Annotated in this window: 18 protein-coding genes; all 18 read right to left on the minus strand. The window is 41.7% G+C overall.

What is annotated here, in order from left to right; all coding sequences use genetic code 11:
- Window positions 1-1,917 (minus strand): phage tail spike protein, encoded by a 1,917-nt coding sequence (locus G6R27_RS02930; protein WP_213819580.1) that lies wholly within the window; start codon window positions 1,915-1,917, stop codon window positions 1-3.
- Window positions 1,917-2,636, minus strand: a complete 720-nt coding sequence (locus tag G6R27_RS02935; RefSeq protein ID WP_213819581.1) for a hypothetical protein — start codon at window positions 2,634-2,636, stop codon at window positions 1,917-1,919. The genes G6R27_RS02930 and G6R27_RS02935 overlap by 1 nt, the downstream gene beginning before the upstream one ends.
- Complete coding sequence (locus G6R27_RS02940) at window positions 2,633-5,185, minus strand: phage tail protein (protein ID WP_213819582.1); 2,553 nt, start codon at window positions 5,183-5,185, stop codon at window positions 2,633-2,635. The genes G6R27_RS02935 and G6R27_RS02940 overlap by 4 nt, the downstream gene beginning before the upstream one ends.
- Complete coding sequence (locus G6R27_RS02945) at window positions 5,185-5,499, minus strand: hypothetical protein (protein WP_213819583.1); 315 nt, start codon at window positions 5,497-5,499, stop codon at window positions 5,185-5,187. The genes G6R27_RS02940 and G6R27_RS02945 overlap by 1 nt, the downstream gene beginning before the upstream one ends.
- 35 nt (window positions 5,500-5,534) lie before the next feature.
- Window positions 5,535-5,942, minus strand: a complete 408-nt coding sequence (locus tag G6R27_RS02950; protein WP_213819584.1) for a tail assembly chaperone — start codon at window positions 5,940-5,942, stop codon at window positions 5,535-5,537.
- A gap of 68 nt (window positions 5,943-6,010) precedes the next feature.
- Window positions 6,011-6,586: a phage major tail protein, TP901-1 family gene (locus G6R27_RS02955; protein ID WP_213819585.1), complete on the minus strand. Its 576-nt coding sequence runs from the start codon at window positions 6,584-6,586 to the stop codon at window positions 6,011-6,013.
- 15 nt (window positions 6,587-6,601) lie between these two features.
- Entirely contained in the window at window positions 6,602-6,982 is a 381-nt protein-coding gene (locus tag G6R27_RS02960; RefSeq protein WP_213819586.1) for a hypothetical protein, read from the minus strand.
- A complete protein-coding gene (locus G6R27_RS02965; RefSeq protein ID WP_114636135.1) occupies window positions 6,979-7,434 on the minus strand; it encodes an HK97-gp10 family putative phage morphogenesis protein in 456 nt (151 codons plus the stop codon). Before G6R27_RS02965 ends, G6R27_RS02960 begins: the two co-directional genes overlap by 4 nt.
- 191 nt (window positions 7,435-7,625) lie before the next feature.
- Window positions 7,626-7,955 (minus strand): phage head-tail connector protein, encoded by a 330-nt coding sequence (locus G6R27_RS02970; RefSeq protein ID WP_213819587.1) that lies wholly within the window; start codon window positions 7,953-7,955, stop codon window positions 7,626-7,628.
- A gap of 11 nt (window positions 7,956-7,966) precedes the next feature.
- Window positions 7,967-8,950, minus strand: coding sequence for a phage major capsid protein (locus G6R27_RS02975; protein WP_213819588.1), 984 nt, complete (start codon window positions 8,948-8,950; stop codon window positions 7,967-7,969).
- A gap of 13 nt (window positions 8,951-8,963) precedes the next feature.
- Entirely contained in the window at window positions 8,964-9,512 is a 549-nt protein-coding gene (locus G6R27_RS02980) for a DUF4355 domain-containing protein (RefSeq protein ID WP_213819589.1), read from the minus strand.
- A 163-nt stretch (window positions 9,513-9,675) separates the two neighbouring features.
- Entirely contained in the window at window positions 9,676-10,590 is a 915-nt protein-coding gene (locus tag G6R27_RS02985) for a minor capsid protein (protein WP_213819590.1), read from the minus strand.
- Window positions 10,571-12,076 carry a phage portal protein gene (locus G6R27_RS02990; protein WP_213819591.1) on the minus strand — a complete coding sequence of 502 codons (1,506 nt, stop codon included), beginning with the start codon at window positions 12,074-12,076 and terminating at the stop codon, window positions 10,571-10,573. Before G6R27_RS02990 ends, G6R27_RS02985 begins: the two co-directional genes overlap by 20 nt.
- On the minus strand, window positions 12,076-13,311 hold the full coding sequence (locus G6R27_RS02995) for a PBSX family phage terminase large subunit (RefSeq protein ID WP_213819592.1): 1,236 nt from the start codon (window positions 13,309-13,311) through the stop codon (window positions 12,076-12,078). The genes G6R27_RS02990 and G6R27_RS02995 overlap by 1 nt, the downstream gene beginning before the upstream one ends.
- Window positions 13,308-14,138, minus strand: a complete 831-nt coding sequence (locus G6R27_RS03000; protein WP_213819593.1) for a terminase small subunit — start codon at window positions 14,136-14,138, stop codon at window positions 13,308-13,310. Before G6R27_RS03000 ends, G6R27_RS02995 begins: the two co-directional genes overlap by 4 nt.
- Window positions 14,139-14,209: 71 nt before the next feature.
- Window positions 14,210-14,410, minus strand: a complete 201-nt coding sequence (locus G6R27_RS03005; protein ID WP_213819594.1) for a hypothetical protein — start codon at window positions 14,408-14,410, stop codon at window positions 14,210-14,212.
- Complete coding sequence (locus G6R27_RS03010; protein ID WP_213819595.1) at window positions 14,400-14,603, minus strand: hypothetical protein; 204 nt, start codon at window positions 14,601-14,603, stop codon at window positions 14,400-14,402. Before G6R27_RS03010 ends, G6R27_RS03005 begins: the two co-directional genes overlap by 11 nt.
- A 2-nt stretch (window positions 14,604-14,605) precedes the next feature.
- Window positions 14,606-14,752: a hypothetical protein gene (locus G6R27_RS03015; RefSeq protein WP_213819596.1), complete on the minus strand. Its 147-nt coding sequence runs from the start codon at window positions 14,750-14,752 to the stop codon at window positions 14,606-14,608.
- Between the last annotated feature and the right edge of the window lie 233 nt (window positions 14,753-14,985).

A 14,985-nucleotide genomic window follows, 5' to 3' on the forward strand; every position in this document is an offset into this window, starting at 1 on the left:
CTACTCCTTTTTTAAGTATTGATTCTTGAAGCGGTCCGAGTAATTTTTGCTCATATCAACATTTCCGTTAATGCCACTAACCGAACCAGAACTGGTGTACTGCCACAAGTCATAAGCATGGTCTGGTGGTGTTGAACGATAAGCCGGAATCATGATTGAACCAGCACGTCCCACATTTAAATTGAGTTGGCTGTACAGTTGATTAGCAATGTACAAAACAATTCGATTATCCGGAACACCTAAACTATTCAACTTGTTCATGTAAGCATCAACAATCCCTCGCATATCGTTGCCTGTGGTCTCTTCCACATCAATCATATAGAAGCGAGGTTGCTTGCCATTTCCTGCTTGCTGCGCCCTCGTATAAAGCGCCTCTGCCTCCCTTTCAGCACTCGCTGTATCACTAGCAGTCATGTAGGAATAAACGGCGTAATTAGCGCCTAGATTTCCTACTGCTGACAAATTTTGTTGATATTTTAAATCAGCACGATTAGCACCGTACTGCACTCTAACAATGGCCAACGATAAACCACTAGCAGTTACTTTTGACCAATCAATATCACCTTGGAACTCGGATACATCAATAATCACACCATCAAAATACTGTGTTTGTTGCGCTTCAAGTTCTGCCAGCCTCTTCTTTAGTTCCTCAATCTCGGCATCCTGCTCCGGAATACGGTTAGTTGTCTCAACTAGCTCCTTGATTCGATTCTTCAAATCGTTAGCCGTCTGTTGTGCATTCTGTCGTTGTTGTTCGGCATACTGCATGGCGGCCTGATAGTCGAGCTGATACTGGGAAAGGGTTCGATTCTTCGTACCAATCGTTAAGGACATCTTGTGTGGTTGTGTTATATCAATTTTCTTAGCGACAACCTGCAAGTCTTCAACCAATCCCAAGAATTGGTCATGAATGGGGTAAAAGTTCCCCATTTCAAAGGACTTGTAAGTCGGGTCTAAAAGCGAAATATCAACCACCTCAACGGACCAAGTCAAGAGAGCCACTCGTTGCTTTTGCAAGTATTCTTGTCCCTTACTCATCAAGATACTAGGCACCTTCACGTTGTTCCACTCGACTGCTTTTTGAATAATGCCAAAGCGACTAATCAAGGCCGTGTCATCTAAGTAGCGAATCCCATTATTGACCGACTCAATCGTCGTTTTTGGTTGAGCAGCGGCCGTGTCATCACTGGACTGTTCCGTCTGCCCCTGTTCAAGCGGCGACCCAATTGGTACTAGTCGAGTGATAATGTCTCGGACATCATACTCACGCTTGGCACTCTTAAGGTTCTTACCAAGCTTGATGGGTGTATCAATATGTTCGCCAACACTGGCTAAATACTCCAACACTAGTTGCCCGTTGACGTCACGATGCCAAATTAAAAAGCCGCCTAAGCGACTGACTAGCTTGTCTTTAATTGTGTCAAAAGTGTCCTGTGCGTCGTCTGTGTATCGATAGACGTTATCTGTACTATTCGATACGGTCACACGCCCTAACTGGAAACGCTTGTAGGGTTCAACCTGCCGATTGTGTTCATCTACAATCATCTGCAAGAAGTCTCGAACGCTCGTGTTTTGGACCTTGCGATAAACCTGCGTGCTATCGTGCAAATAGGCCAAGCAGTCCTCACACTGTAACGTCTGGGTGTGGCTGCCACGAAAAGACCCGTCAATTTTCACCACACGGCCGTCAAAGACGACTTTACTTGTGTTGGTGTCAATCACCTTAACAAGGTTAGCAATGGCTTCTGCCTGACGATAGAGGCTATTTTTCATTGTGATAGTAAATGAAGCCGTCGACACACCGTTAAACTGCATGTCCAACTCACCAGAAATTGCTTTGTTTCCATAGTTACGTGGCTCATGAAGGACCTCGCCCACTTGGTCACTGGCGTTCTTATAAACAATTACTCGATACATTACAACAACACCTCACTTTGGATGACAAAACGAACCGTTGCCTTGCCCTTAACCGTCACATGGTTGTTGCCACGCTCCAGAGAAAACAGGTAGTCCTTTGCCTTGTCGGGGCCGAACTGATATGACTGCCCGTTTTTAATTACTTCAATAACATCACTCGTCACAACGGTTGGACTTAGACTATTCTCACCAATGTTCATCAAATCAAGTTCACGTTGCCCGTCAACCTCATATGAAAACGGTTGAATGAAATCATTAGCAAAATCAAAGCTATCCCAATCATCATAGTTATCAATACCACTATTATTTTTGATAGCAAACGGGTAAAGGTCAAAATCGATACTTAAAACTAACTTGTTGTTAGCTTGGTCATCATCAATTTTAACGCTCTTGGCTTTGCCAACCCAGTAATAACCATTATCGTGACTGTCATAGAGGCGTTGGTCAAACGGCGCCATAATCATTCGCTTAACCTTGTTTTCTACGAGCTTTCGTTCCGAATAAGCAACGTTTGGCATCGTAAACTGATAATTAATTGTCCGCTGGTCATAAAAGCGTTCACCAGTGATATTGGAGAAGTCCAAGATTCCGTTGGCATAACTTAAGTTTTCAGTGACCGTCTTTTCCGAAGGAGTGGGAGCGTCTCGCTCGACCAAATAAAACCCTTCTTCCTTAGAATCAAACTGACCAAATTGTATTTTTTCAACAATGTCAATCATAGTTGGTTACGCCTCCTATCAGTCATAATGTCTCCCAGTGCGCCGTCATATCCATTGGCAGTAGCGCCAATCATTTGATTACCGTTAATGGTAATAACCTGTCCCTCACGAATAGCCTTCACGACTTCTCGCAATAACCCATTGGTTGAGTTATTAGCCGTCAATTCAACTTGGTTAATGCTTCGGTTTGTTTGTGTTGTATCCGCACTCAATTGTCCACTAAATTGAGTTTGCAAGTCATCTGCCATACTGGACACGCTTGACTTCACATCCTTGTATGAGTCTTGTAGCCCTTGATTAAGGCCATTCATAATAGCATTACCAGCAGGAATTAGTAAGCGAGCATCATAACTAATTGGTCCCTTATGTTCCTTAATCCAATCAGCAATTCCACTAACGAATTTCTTACCAGCTTCCCAAGCTGATTTAAGACCTTTGACAAAACCATCAATAATCGCCTTGCCTGCACCCAACAAATCGATGTTCATGGCCGCATGAATTGTGTTCTTAACACCATTCCAAATCGAAGAAACGATAGAACCTAAACCAGACCAAGCATTTTGCAACTGTGATAATATCCACTTACCTAATTCGCCAACGATTCCACCAATAGCATTCAGACTATTTGAGAATATAGCAGTTACGCCATTCCAAATGGCTCCAGCGATGTTCGAGATAGCTTGCATTGCCCCCGACCAATCGCCTGTGAAAATACTAGTAACTAACTTAATAATGTTAGCAACAACATTAATAGCTGTTGAAATAATTGTTGTGATGTTATTCCAAGCGGTTGAAATTACAATAGCGATAATATTCCAAATCGTTTGTATCGTAATCATGATTGAATTAAAAACTGTCGTGATAACATTCCACGCCACACTAAGCCACATGCCAATCTCATTAACAATCACACCTAATATAGGAATAATAACCATTTGAATGGCTTGCCATATTCCTTGGAAATAAGGAACTAAGAAATTCCAAGCAATGACAATAGCACCAATTGTGCCAGTCATCATAGCAATCATTGGTGCGAAAGCGACTGCAATACCTGCTAACAATACGGGGAAGAAATCCTTTAATGAATTCCACAAATTCTTTATAGCTTCAATAATCGGTTTCAAACCATCAACTATCCCGTTCCACAAGTTAGTAAAAAATTCGGCAATTGGTGACCATACTGGTTTAATAACTTCAACTGCCGTTCTAAAAATTCCTGTAATGGTATTCCAAACGTTTTTAGATACTTCAACCAATCCATTCCAAGCGCCAGTTAACCAACCGATAAATCCTTGCCATATTTTCTGACCAGTCTTTGTCTGAGTAAAAAACCAAACAAGTGCACCAACAAGCGCTACGACTGCTAATACAATTGCCCCTATAGGATTAGCCCCTGTCGCAACATTAAAAGCAACCATGGCTGCTTTAGCTGCGCCTATAGAGGCACGGACATTATTAAACGCAAATACAATTAGTTGGATTTCTTTAACAATACTAGATATTACAGCTGTTGCTTTCATCGTTATCATGAATGCTTTAAAAGCAATTGTAGCGGATAGTACCCCAGCTACTAAAGGACCTAGCCAATCTTTGTTGTTTTCAACAAAGCTAAACAAGCCGCTTAGTATGGCTACAATTTCAGGAATAGCTGAACTAATAAATTTATTAATGTTCGCAGAGGCTGATTTGATAGTCGCTGTCACTTGATCTAATAGTCCTGCAATGCCCCGGTTAATGCCCGCGCTTTTTAAACCGTTATCAACAGATGTCAGAGTATCCGTAATCCCTTTAACAACGGCATTCTTCATGTTTGCAAATGATGTGTTAATACCACCAGTTGCAGTACGTGCAGTATTAGCGAATCCGTTTAGTCCGCCATCCAGTTGCATAAATCGATCATTCAGCTGGGACATTGTGATGTCTCCGCTTTGCAACTTATCATATAGGTCTTTCTGCGCAGAAGCTCCCGTTAGTCCAAAGGATTTGGCTACCTCATTTAACGCATAGGGCATTGTTTCTTGAAGCGTTCTCCAAGACTGCATATCAACCTTACCGGCCGCTAACATTTGGCTATATTGTTCAACACCACGACTTGCGTCAGCAGCACTGGCACCCGAAGCCAAAAAAGCATCATTCAATGCATTAGCCGTATCAGCTCCTTTTTTTGCAGATCCAGTAATAATCGAAAATCGCTGCGCACTCTTGGTGATGTCCTGTAAAGCAGTAGGCAGGCCTTCAATTCCACTCTTCAAAACATTAATAGCCTGGTTCGTATCATCAGTACTGTAGCCCATTTGCTTCATCACTTTTGGATACTGATTTAGCGTATCAAAACGAGAAACCGCGCTACCTACACTATCTTTAACTGCATCTAGTCCTTTACTAACAACAGTAAAAGCGCCAGCTCCCTTAGCAATATCCATTAAGCTTGCCGTCAGCTTTTTAGGCTGTTGAGCAGTTTCGTTCATGTTCCGTTTAATCTTATCAAGAGGGCCTGAGAACATGTCTTTCAAACTAAAAACAGCATTAATACTGTAATTATCTGCCATTAATTACCTCCTTTCTTCAAGTCTTTTAAGGCTTCTTCTCGGGCCCTTTGTGCTCGATCAGAAAGTTCCTTTAATTGATTAACCTTGGCCTCGTCTTTTTCGATTTCTCCAGTAATCTTCTTACGGATTTTTGTGTAATTGGCGATTTGAGATGGCTCCTTAACAACATAATTGCCATCTTTGTCAGCACCCTGGACCATACGATTTTCGAAAGCAAAGTTTGTCATCAACTCTTGCTTGTCTATCAATTGCAAATTATGGGCTTCCTCTCTAAGATGAAGCTCCTTCATAGTCATCATTTCAATTTGTTCCATGCTGGCACCAGGCCATACATAGAATGCTCGACGAATTAAGCTGGAATATTTGACTTTGCCGTCAGGTTTCCGTCCTTCATTGCTTCTTCCATCTTCTTGTCCATGTTGTCGAACGTTTCCTTGATTGGCTTGATAATCTTTGACACCGTCGTCTTGGTTAATGGACTTGTTACCAATAAATTTTCAACTGCTTGGAACGCTTCGTCTAAATCATCAGCATTTTCAACGTCCGCTTGAACATCTGCTTCGCTTTTACCTGACATTGCAGACAATGCTTTTGTAAGAGCGAAGGCGTCCCCACCTACAATTCCCATGACGATGTTTCCCATCGCTTCGATATTGTTTTCAAAATCGTTCTTCACAATTCCAAAAGCAGACAAGAACTTAAATGTAACCTTCAAGTCGTATTGGTTTCCGTTAATAGTAATCGTTGTTTGTGCCATAATTAATTCCTTTCATAATCAGCCGCCCTTTCCAGTACTGTGTATTTACTCGGCGACGTTTAGTTAATTTACTTAGATGGTGTAGCAGAGGAAGATTGTGTGCTCTTTTGTTCAGTCCCATAATCTGGGGCTTCATCAATTGGAGCGACTTCTGTTGGGTTTTTCACCGTGTCACGGAAGAAGTTTTTAACAGTGGCCACATCAACGGCTGATACCGTAGCAAGGCCCTTAACCAATTCACCAGAAATGGTCAAAGTAGTCTTGATTGTGGTATTGCTGTCAACTTCTGCTGGCACTTCCCAATCAGACAAGTACCCAACGCCATATTGCGCCACATACTTACCGTTTTGAGGTTCTTGAGAAAAGTCAATTTCCCATACTTCAACTTCCAGGCCCTTCTTTTGGGCATAAGCCAAAACTTGATTTGTCAAATCATCCGAAGCGATGGCCTCAATGTCGATTGTTGTTTCCAATGTTCCGGGAGAAACAATGTTTCCATCTTTAGTTGCCGTTGAGTCGGTCTTACGACTATTCTTAATTGAATGAGTCGTTTGCAATCCCAAACGTGTTGCATCTGCCTTGTTCTTATCCTGGAACAAGCGGAACATCAAGACCTTGTCCTTACCCTTTTTAGGTGTATTCATTCCTAAATCTCCTTCTTATAAATACTGAATATCAAGTTCCAAAATACCGTGCCACAACGGGATTTCCGTTGATTGATCAGCAATCATTTGTTGATTAGTATTAGTCACTTGATACTTGAAATTCTCTGTACGTTGGCAATCAATAACCGTAGCTTGCAAATCGTCCATGATATTCATTACTTCCGACCGATAGTTAAACTCGGCATACACATCGACTTGAATGTGTGTCGTCCCTAACGTTCGGCCCTTAGTAGGAATATCTGTGTTTTGCTGATTACCGACAAAAACAAAAGGATATGACTGGTTTTCATCCGGCAAATAGTCGAATGTGTCATATCCTTTCTTCCTAGACAGTTCAATGACCGTCTGAAATATTTCGTTGTATGGGTTGTTCATTTTGCCAACCTCTTTAGCTTTGAAATAAAGCTATTTCTTTCTTTGATGAATGGCGTACCAAGATACTTACGTGCCGTTTGATAACGTGTTCCGTATTCCTGATAGGCTGCGTAGTCAGTATTGAACGAAATCATGCCAGTGTAGTCAGTAATCGTTACTTTTTGGCTACGCTTCAATGTTCCACCTACATATCCAGCAGGCTTCTTTGACTTAACAGGGTAGCGTTCTCCATATCCAACAGGAACAAGTTCTTGGCTCTTTCTTGCGACGTTGACTGTTGACTCTTTGACAATAGCTTTGGCTTCCTGCATCTTGCCAACTTCATCAATTCGCTTAATCAAATCATCAAAACCATCAAATTTTACTTCAAAGTCTGCCACGATATTCCACCCCATAAATGGTTGATGAGCGATCAGTATAGGTACTGTTCTCAATCTTAAAATTATCGCCATCGATTACCATGTATCCTGACCGGACATTCACCCTATTTTGGAAACGAACCGCAATTCGCCCCTGCTTGAACGACCCAAACACTAGATTCTGGGCTTTAATACCCATACTCGTGACATTCACTGGGTATACGTCTTCTTGCTTAGCTAACTTGTCATCAATGAACTGTAATCGCTTGTTATACCGCATATAATCACCACATGATAATCTTTCCACGATTTTGCTCAGACATATAACGAGAGATTGTTGAGGAATATTCATCGAAATCACTGCTAGGATAGCTAATTGACTCACCTTCTTGTGAATATGAAGAATAGCCCTCGTTACCTAATCGATTGAACCGAGCAAGTACTACGTTCTTAACAATTGGTTCGAGCTTTTGAGGAACAGTTTGTTCGTCTACCATCATCGCCAATTGGTCACGGGTCATCAATTCTAGCGTTTGGATTACGTCATCTTGTAAATTGTCCTTAATGCCAGCCAATGTCTTGACCGTATCAAGGACACTTGGCTTATCAGTCATTTAAGGACTCCTTACTTTGCATCAGTAGCTGGCTTTGCCTTAGTGTTAGCCTTTGCGTTCTTGTCATTAGAGTCTGTTCCTTCTCCAGGAACGGCACCTAGAACATCATCACCAGTGGTTACATTCAATGTTGCAAATGCGTCCTGACGTACTGGCAATACGGCAACGTCCATTGTCACCTTCATAGCGACCATGTCCTGTTCGTACAAGTTGATAGGCGTACCATCAGCATTCGTCAATGTTGACAATTGAGCTGACTTGTCCAGTTCAACTTCCAAATTACCTGGCAATCCGTAGTACAAGTAATCAAAGTTACCAAATACCAAGTCGCCCTTGTTCAATACGCCTTGTTGCGTGTCAACGACAGGCATACCGTCCAATGTCTTTGCTGCTGAATCATACAACTTATCTGGATACAAACCAGCATCCTTTTGAATAGATGTACGCAAGGCTGGGTTATTCGTCAAAGTTGACAGGAAGGCGTTACCTTGCAATCCCTTGTCATAGAGCTTGTTTTCCAAAGCCAAAATGTTTTCATAGTTGATATCGCCAGTCAATACTGCGCCATTCGTCTTAGCAGCGTTAGCCAAAGAATCAGCGTAAGGGGTGTTAATTCCCTTGATAACGGCCAGATCAATTGCCTTGTCCATTTGTTCAACGATCAATGGTGTTACTTCTGAGAAAAAGTTTGAGTATGAGTAGCTCAAGAATTCCTTAGACACAGGAATAATCACTGCCAACTTCTTTGCTTCCAACTTTGCCTGCAAGAATGTAGGCTTGGAAGTGGCAATACGCTGTGTTTCACCAGTCCAGTAAGCACCGCCCACTCCAGTCATGAATGAGAACTTCTTCGTCTTTTGGCCTTGCATTTCAACGTTCTTAGCGACTTGCAAGATAGCTGATTGCCCCATGATTCGGTCAATAATAGTTGTGGCCACGTCTGATGGAACAGATTGAGTGGTCATCACGTTGTTCGGGTTAAATTGTTGTACCATGTTTTATTCTCCTTTATTTGATTACACGGTTTTTTTGTGCCAATTCAGCAATTGAAACAGAACCACTTAGCTTGGTAGATGAAGAACTCGGAGTCTTTTGCTTAGAAAGCTCATCAACTCGTTTATTGACAGAATCGGCAATCACCTTCTTGAGATAATTGATGTTATTGTTGGTCGTCTCCACTTCATCGCTTAGAATCAACGACACCAATTCATCTTCGTTAGGTAATCCAGCTTCAGCCAATGTAGACTTGGCTTGAATTGAATATTCGAGTCGCTTCAATTCCTGCTCACGCTTCGACAATTCCTTATCTCGGTCAGCTTGTTCTGCCTTAATTCGGTCAGCCTCTGTCATGCGGGCCAACTTCTTAGCCTTGTCTTCACGTTCTTTTGCTTCTTCTTCCCACTTACCACGGGCAGTTTCAATCGCTTTGGACACCTTCTTGTCCATGAAGCTATCGAGTTCAGATTGAGATTCAAAGCTGATGCCGTCTTTATTGGTTTCAGCTTGTTTATCTTCTGTCTGTTCTTCAACAGCTTCGTTTTGTGGTTCGTTTTCCATTTCTTACTCCTCCCATACACACCTAATCGACAGCAAAATAAAAAGACCCATACACGGCTCACAGAACCCCATACACGCCTTTAAATTCTTATTGCTATCAAATACTAGTCCGTACACGATAATTGTTATTTGAACAGTTTAAGGACTTATTCAGGTCACGTTATTAATCACCTAATACTGGCATAATAGAACACATACAATTCGGGTGGAACGGGTACATATTCGTCCCAACCTCCGCTTCCGATAATTTATATGGCCCTTCTTTGGCTATGCTAATGCACGTCTGGCAAGCTCTTCGTTCATACACAATGTCGTACTTATCAATTCCTGACTGCTTGTAAGAGTCACGCTGAACGTCACCTTGTACCCTGGCCGTCTCAGTGATTAACAAGCGCCCTGATTGTGATGGCTGAACATCGAACATATCTCGAAATTCCTTGTTGAATTGGTTAGGATTCTTTCCCTGCAAGATAACCTTATTCAACGTCTCATTTAGCTTATTCTTAAGCTGTTCTGTGTTCTTCCAGATGTTTGTACTAAACGTGTAAGAACCTTCTCCAGCAAGCGAATAAGCGGCATTAACAAGTTGTTTTGCTGACAGAACGCTGTAAGCAACACTTTTTCCCAGTATTGTTGACTGGCGCTTGTATTCATCAACAGCTTGTTGCGTTAAATAGTCTTCAGTACTGCTTGTTATTCGACCGTTTAATCTGTCAATTTCAAGAGACATTTCAAGCTGTAATAACTTGAGCCGGCTAACACGAATTTTAAGATTGTAGATTTTCAAATCAGAGTTAGCTTGTTCAGAGAAGTCTTTGTCGGCAACATATTGCTTCACTTTGTCAACGAATCGAGTCACATCAGTTTTATCAGCCAACTTCATCGCTTCGTCCATCGTCATTCCCTGACCTTTGGCGTACCGAATGAAGCTGCGGTTGATGTCATCAGTAATATCATCAAGTGCTTGGTCATATAGCTTGTTAAGCACTTTTAGCTGGTCGCCAGCGGACTTTTTGATATCGTCAGCGTGATCTAACTCACGTTGAACCCAATATGATTTACTCTGTTTGTCCGCCATCTACTTCATCTCCTTTGTTGGAGTCAAATTTGACGTTATTCATTGGCTCTGACTGGTCTAGCTGCTCTTCTTGTTCGTTGGCTAGATTGTTCTCTTCGGTAGTAGCATCCGTGAAGTGAGTCTGGTCATACATTGTCTTACGAGATAGTGGAATACCAGCATTTGTAAGCATTTGTACTTCTTCGCTAACTGCGTATGGCAAGTTCGGTGTAAATGTGACATTGACCGGAACATAGTCAGACAAGCCACCCTTCAAGTTAGAAGTTAGTGTTCCTAACAATTCATACCGCCGACCAAGTGACCGTTTGAATGAGTTCATCGTCTGGGCGATTGCCTGTTCAAATCCAAAAATCTTATAGCGCATTGCAACGCCACTAGCATTTCCACCAAACGATTCATCAGCCAGATTAGGCACGTTCGACATCATGAAAATGTCCTTGAACAGCCGTTGCTGATAGTTTTCACTCGCCGTTGAATTAAACTCTGGGTTAATGTACTTGGCATCAATACTAGTACTGTTACCTTCTCTGTCCGTTCCTGACTGCAAGGCCAACACACCATACTGCTTGATATTATTGATAAGCCGGCTCACACCATCCTTGCCATTAGGAGCTTGAAAGTCGCCACTAATGACCAGCAATGAATTAACCACATCAGTCATGTAGTTAGAAGTGTCAGAATTAACAGCATCATAGGCATCAATCAGACTGATCACATCCTCATACCACCCTGTGCGGTATCGATTGCTTGAATACTCGATAATTGGCACTTGGTTGTAGAAGTGAGGCGTGCTGTCTGTTACCTTCAACGAACCAACAGCCTGTGTAATGTTAGCGAACGTGATAATCTCATTATCTGTATACAAGTTGACACTGTACTGCGTCTGGTTATTATCCAGCGTATCGATTTCAACCATTCGAACGGCCGCCAACGGATTGCGCTCAATCGTGTTGTCATAAATCACGAACGTCTCGAACACATTAGACAACTTAACATTGTTGTTCGAGTTTTCATCACGATACTGCAATTCATACGCTCGTCCATACTTGGCCACGTCATACATCAATTCGTTGTCAAGCGTAGGAACATCGTTGTATTGATTGAATTTATCGATTAACTCCTGCTCGCTGTCATCACCAACTGTGTATTTAACTGGAACTGAAGTCGTGTATCCAGCCACAAACTGTGCAATAATCTTGCCGAAGTTGTGCGCTCTACGATAGTCAGCCTTGTTTTCTTCCTTCTTCTTGGGACGGCTATAGATTGTTGAATTAAGCCCCTTAGAATATTCGTCCAACACTTGCAATCGTGGAACTTGATTGTCTAAAAAATGCTTGATAATCTTACCAAGCATTAGATAGTTATTCTTAGTTAAGTCGTCTAGTGAATCGACTAAATAATTGATATTGCTTGCCGTATCGAACGGGAATGATTCACCGTTCATAATCGACTTAATATCTCTCTCAAAATTATTAACTACTGCCATTACATATATCCTTTCAGCTTGGCCAAATCAGCAACATCCATTGTGTTCTGTTCCATAGCTAGCTTGTCGTTATAAATTACATAGCGGATGGCATCCATTAAGTGGTCATTCTCCTTCACCACATCACCGTTCTTGCCCCACACATAGCGATATATTTCGCTCCTGAATGTCGGGCAGTCGTCATAGACAACATCGAACTGATTGTTGTGAATCTTATCAGCAACCGCTTCAATACCATTCGCTACATTCTTGTTGGCCTTGAGTGCCCTGATTCCGTTCTGCTTCAAGTCATAAATATGCTCTGGGTTGGCCGTATCACAGTAGAAGATAATATCGCCGAATCTTTCTTGAATATCTTTGGCAACGTTGATCCAATGGTCAATCGACTTCTTACTGTCTACATGCTCTTCCATCAGCGTATACTTGCCGTCTTTGAAGCCAATCACTGCAAATGCTGTGGGGTGATTGAACCCCCAATCGACACCGACCATAAATCTCTCGTAACTCTGACCAAACGCCTTATCACGAGTAACTGTCATTGTGTCCTTGTTAAATTCAGGATAGACAGCACCTTCACCACTGACCCAGAGCCCTTTGATGTAACGGTCATAAAACATACCAGGCGGAACAGTTGCCTTGTAATTTTGTTTGTATCCTTCGTCCAACATCTCGTTGTCATCGAACTCGAAGTGATAAGCTCGGATACCGTCCTTACCTGACTTTTCGATATAGTCTTTCAATAACCAATGCTCTGGATTGTCTGGGTTGGTATCACAAATAACAACAGCCCCCTTACCAGAACAACGGGAACGAATCTCATCAAAAACAACCTTATTGCAAAGACTTGCTTCGTTGATGTATGCGCCAAATGCCGTCATTCCACGAATACGTCCTATACCCGATATTGAACCAGTCGAAGTCTGTACGATGCGGACACCCATTAATTCAAACTCGTTGTACTTGTTCATTTGAATACTGATGCCCATATTCTGCAGTTCGGCAATGATGTTTCGTTGAATGTTGGCCATAGTATAACCAGCCAGAATGTACTGCGGATTCGTTACACCAACTTTGTCAGCATTCTTCTTAGCATTAGCCACTAGCATGAGGAAAAGTAAGTTATCTAGGAAGGTTTTTCCACTTCGCTTAGCCCCGTACAAAATAAGCAATTTTAGATCGCCTAATGTACGATTTACCTCGGCAATTACTTGATGTTGTTTAGTTGTTAGTTTCATTCAACATCTCCTAGACTATCTGCAATACTACGTAGCAAATCATCTTGGTTATCACCACCTTGCAACTCTTTAGCCTTAGCTTCCATCAAATCGGCTTCAGCTTTGTCTTTGCGTTGCTTGTTTGTTCTGATATATATTGACCCATCATCTCGCAAATACTCCAGTAACTCCTTACGAGCCTTATTGCGATCATGCAGCTCTACAATCGGGCCATCTTTACCAACGGTAATCTTCTTAATAGCCTTAGTATCGACTTTGGATTTATCTTTTAAGGCAACCCAAGACTTGTGTCCTGTTAGCTCTTTTCCGGTTGCTTCATCTTTGTATTGAAACTCATCAGAACCCCAATCAGCATACGATCCAATATCAGCTTTGGCCTCTTTGACCATATCGTCAACCAACGAAAAAACGTCTATGTCTAGCTCTGATAATCGAGCCTGACGTAGACGTTTTATTTCGGTTTGAATCCTAGCATTTCCTAGCAATCTAGGGCCGTTAACTGTTGCTATATTGTAGTCAACATCATACACATTGATATAAGCCTGTGTCGCATTAGCAAGTCTCACATACTCGATAACAAAGCGCTTTTGCTTGTCATTTAGGTTGCTATCCTCTAACTCTTGAATAGCTGGATGTAACTCTTTTTTATGTGTAACCTTTTTTGTAACTTTTTTTGTAACTTTTTTAGGTTTGGTTACATCACTATCTGACCAGTATCTTCGTTTCCATTGCTTGACTGTGCTCTCAGATACTCCGTATTTTTCTGCAATTTCCTTATATTTCATTCCAGCTAAGTAGTCTTGCTTAGCTTCATCACGTTTTGTCATGTCATTGTAGCTCCTCCTTTCTTTTTGATATATGTACTAAAAAAGACAGCCTAAACTGCCTCAGTTATCATTCACTTTTTTACAAATGCAATCGAATGAACAAGCTTAAGATTGTATTCAAACACTCTCTTTTCTGTTTTTAATACAAGCACATTACCCTTATTCTTTAAATCAGTAACTCCCTGAACCAGAACACCATCAGAATTTTGAAAATTTAACTGTACAGCCATTCCTTCATCTGAAACATTCACAACAGTTATTTTATATTTCATCCATCCACCTCATGTGCTTTGCATATATGCTACTGTTCTTCAACTCATCACGCATTGCCGCATGACGTCTTTTTCTGTCTTCCATACTGCGGTTGCTCTTTTTAATTTCACGCTGGTTAACTTCCGTTGATTGAATCTTGCGCACGACTTCCTTTGGCAGATACTGCGCTGCTACTTCACTACTGACTTCCATGATTACAACGTCACTCCGAACCAAGCTAACTTAATTGCAATCATGATGATCCCAACACTGGCAATCATGACAGCTAACAAAATACTAAATGCGATAGACAGCCCGAGAACCAGAACTCCTTCTTTTAACTTGCTGATAACCTTTTTCATTCTTCTCCTCCAAAAAAAATGAACTATTGCATGATTTGCAACAGTTCGTTATGTACACAAAGCAATTAATAATGCAACTATGCCAATTACTACTTTGCTTTTGTGTTGACCGTCAGGCGTCACGGCCGGGATATACGATGATGTATAAGGCCCAATCATCAGGCACGTATGTACACAGGTAGCGACCCTGCCTACCGCCTCAAACCTAAACAAACGGATTAACTCTTCCGGAT

This window comes from Fructobacillus papyriferae, assembly GCF_018437225.1.
GTDB lineage: Bacteria > Bacillota > Bacilli > Lactobacillales > Lactobacillaceae > Fructobacillus > Fructobacillus papyriferae.

Coding starts and splice junctions, on each gene's coding strand:
- G6R27_RS02930 (WP_213819580.1), bottom strand. CDS start 1,917: ATGTATCGAGTAATTGTTTATAAGAACGCCAGTGACCAAGTGGGCGAG.
- G6R27_RS02935 (WP_213819581.1), bottom strand. CDS start 2,636: ATGATTGACATTGTTGAAAAAATACAATTTGGTCAGTTTGATTCTAAG.
- G6R27_RS02940 (WP_213819582.1), bottom strand. CDS start 5,185: ATGGCAGATAATTACAGTATTAATGCTGTTTTTAGTTTGAAAGACATG.
- G6R27_RS02945 (WP_213819583.1), bottom strand. CDS start 5,499: ATGGAACAAATTGAAATGATGACTATGAAGGAGCTTCATCTTAGAGAG.
- G6R27_RS02950 (WP_213819584.1), bottom strand. CDS start 5,942: ATGGCACAAACAACGATTACTATTAACGGAAACCAATACGACTTGAAG.
- G6R27_RS02955 (WP_213819585.1), bottom strand. CDS start 6,586: ATGAATACACCTAAAAAGGGTAAGGACAAGGTCTTGATGTTCCGCTTG.
- G6R27_RS02960 (WP_213819586.1), bottom strand. CDS start 6,982: ATGAACAACCCATACAACGAAATATTTCAGACGGTCATTGAACTGTCT.
- G6R27_RS02965 (WP_114636135.1), bottom strand. CDS start 7,434: ATGGCGATAATTTTAAGATTGAGAACAGTACCTATACTGATCGCTCAT.
- G6R27_RS02970 (WP_213819587.1), bottom strand. CDS start 7,955: ATGACTGATAAGCCAAGTGTCCTTGATACGGTCAAGACATTGGCTGGC.
- G6R27_RS02975 (WP_213819588.1), bottom strand. CDS start 8,950: ATGGTACAACAATTTAACCCGAACAACGTGATGACCACTCAATCTGTT.
- G6R27_RS02980 (WP_213819589.1), bottom strand. CDS start 9,512: ATGGAAAACGAACCACAAAACGAAGCTGTTGAAGAACAGACAGAAGAT.
- G6R27_RS02985 (WP_213819590.1), bottom strand. CDS start 10,590: ATGGCGGACAAACAGAGTAAATCATATTGGGTTCAACGTGAGTTAGAT.
- G6R27_RS02990 (WP_213819591.1), bottom strand. CDS start 12,076: ATGGCAGTAGTTAATAATTTTGAGAGAGATATTAAGTCGATTATGAAC.
- G6R27_RS02995 (WP_213819592.1), bottom strand. CDS start 13,311: ATGAAACTAACAACTAAACAACATCAAGTAATTGCCGAGGTAAATCGT.
- G6R27_RS03000 (WP_213819593.1), bottom strand. CDS start 14,138: ATGACAAAACGTGATGAAGCTAAGCAAGACTACTTAGCTGGAATGAAA.
- G6R27_RS03005 (WP_213819594.1), bottom strand. CDS start 14,410: ATGAAATATAAAATAACTGTTGTGAATGTTTCAGATGAAGGAATGGCT.
- G6R27_RS03010 (WP_213819595.1), bottom strand. CDS start 14,603: ATGGAAGTCAGTAGTGAAGTAGCAGCGCAGTATCTGCCAAAGGAAGTC.
- G6R27_RS03015 (WP_213819596.1), bottom strand. CDS start 14,752: ATGAAAAAGGTTATCAGCAAGTTAAAAGAAGGAGTTCTGGTTCTCGGG.